Consider the following 6,048-nt stretch of genomic DNA (forward strand, 5'->3'; position numbering starts at 1 on the left):
TCAGTTGGCGCTCTGCGTCGGGGGGTGGCTGGGCGTGCGGTCGCCGCCCAGGAAGGGCAGCGCGGCGATCCGGTCCACGGCCCCCGCGAGGGCCTGCGGCGGCAGCAGTCCCGGACCGCGGCCCCGTACGAAGTCCGCGAAGGCCTCCGCCGTCGTGTATGTGGGCCTGAACCCCAGGGTGTCCCGCATCTGGACTGTCGACACCACCCTCCCGTGCGTGAGCAGCCTGATCTGCTCGGGCGAGAAGTCCGTCACGCCCAGCGTACGCAGCGCGCCGCCCACCCAGGTCACGGCGGGCAGCAGCACGGGCACGGTCGGCCGCCCGAGCCGGCGCGAACACTGCGACAGGAGCAGCACGCCGTCCCCGGCGATGTTGAAGGTCCCGCTGTTGAGCGTGCCCCGGTCCGGATCGTGCGAGGCGATCCGCAGCACCTCGATCACATCGTCCTCGTGCACGAACTGGAGCCGCGGGTCGTAGCCGAACACCGTCGGCAGGACCGGCAGCGCGAAGTACTCGGCGAGCGGCGAATCGGCCGTAGGACCAAGAATGTTGGCGAAGCGCAGGACGCAGACGGCGACATCGGGGCGGCGCCGGGCGAACCCGCGCACATACCCCTCGACCTCCACGGTGTCCTTGGCGAAGCCGCCGCTCGGCAGCGACTTCGGCGGCGTCGTCTCCGTGAAGACGGCCGGGTCGCGCGGCGCCGACCCGTACACGTTCGTACTGGACTTCACGACGAGCCGCTTCACGCTCGGCGCCTTCTGGCACGCGCCGAGGAGCTGCATCGTGCCGATGACGTTGGTCTCCTTGACCGAGCCGCGGCCACCGCTGGCCAGCGGCGTCCCGGTCACGTCCATGTGCACGACGGTGTCCACCCGGTGCTCCGCGAGCACCCGCGCGATCGTCGGCTGCCGGATGTCGGCCTGGAGGAAGTCGGCGCCGCCCAGATGGTGCGCCGGCGGCACCGCGTCCACACCGATCACCCGGTCCACCTCCGGGTCACGCTGGATCCGTCGGACGAACCGGCCCCCCAGCTGCCGGGCCACCCCGGTCACGAGCACGACCTTGCCCAAGATCAGCGCCTACCTTCCGTCCCAGCCCCGCCGCGCTCCGCATGTACTGCTCGCGAGCCACGTTAGCGGTTAGGTGTTGCGCTGTGATGACCGCACGATGCAGGAAGTGACGACGGCCACAGACGCACGTACAGACCGTTACCGCTTGCACTTTCCCCTGTTCAACGAACAGGCACAACGACCCGGCACAAGGAACCGGCCACAACGCACTGCGGCCCTCCCACCGAACGGTGAAAGGGCCACAGTGTGCGCTTGACGCAGCAGTCGCTTACTTCTTGTTGCGACGCTGCACGCGGGTGCGCTTCAGCAGCTTGCGGTGCTTCTTCTTCGCCATCCGCTTACGGCGCTTCTTGATAACAGAGCCCACGACTACCCTCGCTCACTTCTCGGACAACCCCCGCAATGCGGGGACAATCACTCGGTGCGGGGCTGCATTGGGGCCCACACGACCTACGGAGGGCCAGCGTACCCCGCCCGAGCGCCGAGCCAGAAATCGAGGGCTTCGCAGGCTACGGATCAGCCTGCATCCACCCCCACATAGGACTCGCGGAGGTACTCGTGAACCGCTTGCTCCGGGACGCGGAAGCTCCTCCCCACCCGGATCGCGGGCAGATGACCGCTGTGCACCAATCGGTACACGGTCATCTTGGAGACGCGCATGACCGAGGCCACTTCCGCCACGGTCAGAAACTGCACCTCGTTGAGAGGCCTGTTGTCACCAGCAGCCATGACACACCTGAACCTTCCGCACTCGACGGCCACCGGCTTCCCCTTCCGGTGACTCAACGTCGTTGCGTGCTCACTCCCCAATGTAGGGGCGTGTGGTGCGAGTGGGGAAGAGGAGCAGCGATCGGCCGCCTACTGTGACAGACACGCTCGATTGAGTACATAGCGAGTAAGCGGTCGGTAGTAATCAGACCGCACAGCGTCATCAAGCGGAACGACGACGGACACCTGCCCCTCGGCCTCACCGACGAACAGTGCGGGATCATCCGTATCGGCCAGGCCGATGGCCTCGAACCCCAACTGACCTGCACCGCAGACCCATCCGTGGTCCCCCACGACCAACCCCGGCAGCGGCTCGCCGGCCTCCGCGAGCGCGGCCAGGGCGAGCCGAACCGGGAGCGGTGAGTGGGTGTGCGCGCCGGTCTCACTCCCGGGGGGCGTCGCGCCCGGTTCGCGCACCAGCGCGACTCCTCGTACGTAGTCAAGGTTGTACGTACGTAGACCAAACCGGGTCGTTATGTCGACACTGCGACCCTGCGCCGGGGTGAGGACAGGGCATCCCGCCGCCGACAAAGCGTCCGCCAACGCGGCGTAGAAACCGAGCAGTCGATGCGGATGTCCCGTCCCGATCAGTACCGGGGAGCGACTGTCGAGGGCCCGGCCGATGCGGTCCGCGAAGGCGTCGAGGGCCGTGAGCGTACGCTCCGGATCAATGACATCGCACCCCGAGGTGTGCCCGGGGTCCGCCGAGACCCCGCACTTGTCGGCCATGAGCGCGAGCAAGTCCCGCTGCCCCCAGGCCCATTCGGGATCGAGCCCGAGCAGCACACGCGGATCACGCGCCTCGAAGAGCCGGTAACTGCGCAGACTCTCCTCGCGGGAGGTCGCCACGGGCCCGGCAAGCCGAGCCGCCAAGAGGTGCGCACGCAGGGCGCCGGTGCTCAACACGCTTGTGATGCTGGTGCATTGAGCCGCCAGGTGCCTACAAAACGTCCAAACACCCCACAGTCGGAGTAACGGACGCTACAGCGCCCGCCTAGGGCAGCAGCCCCCGCAGCGGGAACGCCGCCTTCCGCGTCGCCAGGATCGCCTGGTCGAGCCGGTCCGCCGGGTCGTACCCGTCGCCCCACTCCCGGAACTCGACGGGCCACCGCCCGTCCGTCATCCGCGCCGGCGCCAACTGCCGTGTCCGCGCGAAGACTTCCTGCCGCCAGCCGTCCGGGATCACGGTCTCGGGCGCGATCTCCCGCCCCGCCGCGATGGCCACGAGATGCGTCCAGGACCGCGGCACCACGTCGACCACGGCATATCCGCCGCCGCCGAGCGCGATCCACTTCCCGTCCGCGTACTCGTGCGCCAGCTCGTGGCAGGCGGCCTGCACGGCCCGCTGCGCGTCGAGCGAGACGGCGAGGTGCGCGAGCGGGTCCTCGAAGTGCGTGTCGGCGCCGTGCTGCGTCACGAGCACCTGCGGCCGGAACTCCGCGAGCAGCTCAGGTACGACGGCGTGGAACGCCCGCACCCAGCCCGCGTCGCCCGTCCCCGCGGGCAGCGCGACGTTCACGGCCGTCCCCTCGGCGGCGCCGTCGCCCCCGGTCTCCTCGGGCCAGCCGGTCTGCGGGAACAGCGTGCGGGGATGCTCGTGCAGCGACACGGTGAGCACCCGCGGGTCCTCCCAGAAGGCGGCCTGCACCCCGTCGCCGTGGTGCACGTCCACATCCACGTACGCGACCCGCTCCACGCCCAGCTCCAGGAGCCGCGCGATGGCGAGCGCCGCGTCGTTGTACACACAGAACCCGGAGGCGGCGCCCGGCATCGCGTGGTGCAGGCCACCCGCGAAGTTCACCGCGTGCAGCGCGTCCCCGCGCCACACCGCCTCGGCCGCACCCACCGACTGCCCCGCGATCAGCGCGGACACCTCGTGCATCCCCGCGAACGCCGGATCGTCCGTGGTGCCGAGCCCGTACGCCTGGTCCGCCGCCTCGGGGTCCGCGGACGCGGCCCTGACCGCCGCCACGTAGTCCTCGCGGTGCACCAGCCGCAGCGTCGAGTCGCCGGCCCGCTTGGCGGCCACGACCTCGATGTCCCGCTCCAACCCGAAGGCCCCGACGAGACGCCGGGTCAGATCCAGTCTGACCGGGTCCATCGGGTGCCCGGGTCCGAAGTCATACCCCGCTACCGCCGGGTCCCACATCAACTGCGCGCGGCCGCTCATGCTTGCCACCGTATCGGTCCGTCCCGCTCCCGAAAGCAGGGGCGTACACGAGCGTCACCAGCACCAACGCCATCGGTACGAGCATCGCCCCGCGATAGCTCCACGCATCGCCCAGAGCCCCCACAAGCGGCGAACCCACCAGAAAACCAACATAATTGAAGATATTGAGCCGGGCGACGGCGGCATCCGACGCGTTCGGGAACATCCGCCCCGCCGCCGCGAACGTCTGCGGCACGATCACACACAGCCCGAGCCCGAGCAGCGTGAACCCGAGCATCCCCACCCAGGGCCCCGGCGCCACGGCCACCACACCGAACCCGGCGGCGGCCAGCACGGTCCCGCACCGCACCACCGCCACGGCCCCGAACCGCCGCACACCCACGTCCCCGACGGCCCGCCCCACGAGCGTCATGACCATGTAGACGTTGTACGGAACCGTCGACAGCTGCTCCGAGCTGCCCAGCACGTCCTGGAGGTACTTCGCGCTCCAGTTGGAGACGGTCGAGTCCCCGATGTACGCGAACGACATCACCAGGCACAGCGGCAACAGCATCTTGAAGACGAGCCCGCCGGACTGCTGCCGTACGGCCTCCTCCTCGGCGGCGACGCTCCCGTCGACGTACCACCGGCTCCCCACCAGACACAGCGGCAACAGCACGGCGGCGACGGGCAGATACGACACGAACAGCGACAGATCCCAGTGCGCCCCCACCCAGGCGAGCGAGGCCCCCACGATCCCGCCGAGGCTGTACGCGGCATGGAACCCGAGCATGATGCTGCGCCCGTACGCCCGTTGCAGGCTCACCCCGAGCATGTTCATCGACGCGTCGAGCGCCCCCACCGCGAGGCCGAACGCCCCGAGCGCCACGGCGACTTCCACCAGGTTGTCGCCGGCGCCCACGCCGAGCAGCGCCAGGAGCACGACGGGCTGCGACCACCGCAGCACCCGGCTGGGCCGCACCCGCTTCACCAAGTGCTCGGTGCCTACGCTGCCGGCCCCGGCAAGGATCGGCACCGCGGCCAGAAAGACGGGCAGCAGCCCGTCCGATATCCCGTACTGGTCCTGAATGGCGGGGATCCGGGTCACCAGCAGCGCGAACGCCGCCCCCTGCGCGAAGAAGCTGAACCCCAGCGATCTCCGCCCCCACCGCAGCGCACCTGCTATGCCATCGGTCCCATCGCTCATGGCGGCACAGCGTATGCCCCGCGCCTACCGCTGGGTAGATGGATCAAGGTCTCAATTCACCCGAGCAGGTCCGGCAGTTCCCTCATGTCACCGAACAACCCGGTGGCCCCGTCGAGCCGCTCCGCAGGCGTCATGCCCGTGAACCCGTACACATCCATCCCGGCGGCGACGGCGGCCTGCACGCCCAGCGGGCTGTCCTCGACGACGACGCACCGCTCCGGCGCCACCCCCATCCGCCGCGCCGCGTACAGAAACAGGTCGGGCGCCGGCTTCCCCCGCCCGACGTCCTGCGAGCTGAAGATCCGGTCGTCACCGAACCACTGGTCGAGCCCGGTCTTCCGATGCCCGACCCGGATCCGCTCATGACTCCCCGAGGACCCCACACAGAACGGCACCCCGTCGGCCGTCAGCTTCCCCAGTACGTCCACGACGCCGTCGACGGGCTCCAACTCCCGCTCGAACGCGGCGAACACCCGCGCATGAAAGGCGTCGTCGAAGTCGGCCGGCAGCCGCTCCCCGCTCCGCTCGTACACCGTGTCGTGTACGCGGTGCATGGCGGCGCCCATGTAATCGCGCAGGGAGTCCTCGTACGAGGTCGGGTGTCCGAGCTCGGTGAGATAGGCGGCCAGGAGCGTATTGGAGATGGGCTCACTGTCGACGAGAACACCGTCGTTGTCGAAGATGACGAGGTCGTAGCGCATAAACACGACCCTAAACGCAGAAAAGCCCCGTGCCGAATGGCACGGGGCTTTTCTCTAAAATTTGTTCGGCGGCGTCCTACTCTCCCACAGGGTCCCCCCTGCAGTACCATCGGCGCTGTAAGGCTTAGCTTCCGGGTTCGGAATGTAAC

At 69.3% G+C, this 6,048-nt stretch carries 7 protein-coding genes and 1 rRNA gene; all 8 read right to left on the reverse strand.

Annotated features, from left to right (window positions below; translation table 11 throughout):
- A complete protein-coding gene (locus tag AB0L37_RS26880; protein WP_365510480.1) occupies positions 1-1,074 on the reverse strand; it encodes an NAD-dependent epimerase/dehydratase family protein in 1,074 nt (357 codons plus the stop codon).
- Positions 1,075-1,342: 268 nt separating this feature from the next.
- Positions 1,343-1,441, reverse strand: coding sequence for an AURKAIP1/COX24 domain-containing protein (locus AB0L37_RS26885; protein WP_003948845.1), 99 nt, complete (start codon positions 1,439-1,441; stop codon positions 1,343-1,345).
- 149 nt (positions 1,442-1,590) lie between these two features.
- The gene (locus AB0L37_RS26890) at positions 1,591-1,803 is read right to left on the reverse strand and encodes a helix-turn-helix domain-containing protein (protein ID WP_365510483.1); all 213 of its coding nucleotides are present in this window, start codon (positions 1,801-1,803) and stop codon (positions 1,591-1,593) included.
- A 129-nt stretch (positions 1,804-1,932) separates the two neighbouring features.
- The gene (locus tag AB0L37_RS26895) at positions 1,933-2,748 is read right to left on the reverse strand and encodes a phosphatase (RefSeq protein ID WP_365510486.1); all 816 of its coding nucleotides are present in this window, start codon (positions 2,746-2,748) and stop codon (positions 1,933-1,935) included.
- A gap of 88 nt (positions 2,749-2,836) precedes the next feature.
- On the reverse strand, positions 2,837-4,012 hold the full coding sequence (locus tag AB0L37_RS26900; protein WP_365510489.1) for an acetoin utilization protein AcuC: 1,176 nt from the start codon (positions 4,010-4,012) through the stop codon (positions 2,837-2,839).
- Positions 3,963-5,198: an MFS transporter gene (locus tag AB0L37_RS26905; RefSeq protein ID WP_365510492.1), complete on the reverse strand. Its 1,236-nt coding sequence runs from the start codon at positions 5,196-5,198 to the stop codon at positions 3,963-3,965. The genes AB0L37_RS26900 and AB0L37_RS26905 overlap by 50 nt, the downstream gene beginning before the upstream one ends.
- A 56-nt stretch (positions 5,199-5,254) precedes the next feature.
- Positions 5,255-5,899, reverse strand: a complete 645-nt coding sequence (locus AB0L37_RS26910) for an HAD family hydrolase (RefSeq protein WP_365510495.1) — start codon at positions 5,897-5,899, stop codon at positions 5,255-5,257.
- Positions 5,900-5,962: 63 nt separating this feature from the next.
- Positions 5,963-6,048, reverse strand: a 5S ribosomal RNA gene (gene rrf, locus AB0L37_RS26915); the annotation flags it as partial.

This window comes from Streptomyces sp. NPDC052225, assembly GCF_040679615.1.
Taxonomy (GTDB): Bacteria; Actinomycetota; Actinomycetes; order Streptomycetales; family Streptomycetaceae; genus Streptomyces.

Excerpts from the sequence above, each read along its gene's own strand:
- AB0L37_RS26890 (WP_365510483.1), bottom strand. The coding sequence starts at position 1,803 with ATGGCTGCTGGTGACAACAGGCCTCTCAACGAGGTGCAGTTTCTGACC.
- AB0L37_RS26900 (WP_365510489.1), bottom strand. The coding sequence starts at position 4,012 with ATGAGCGGCCGCGCGCAGTTGATGTGGGACCCGGCGGTAGCGGGGTAT.
- AB0L37_RS26905 (WP_365510492.1), bottom strand. The coding sequence starts at position 5,198 with ATGAGCGATGGGACCGATGGCATAGCAGGTGCGCTGCGGTGGGGGCGG.
- AB0L37_RS26910 (WP_365510495.1), bottom strand. The coding sequence starts at position 5,899 with ATGCGCTACGACCTCGTCATCTTCGACAACGACGGTGTTCTCGTCGAC.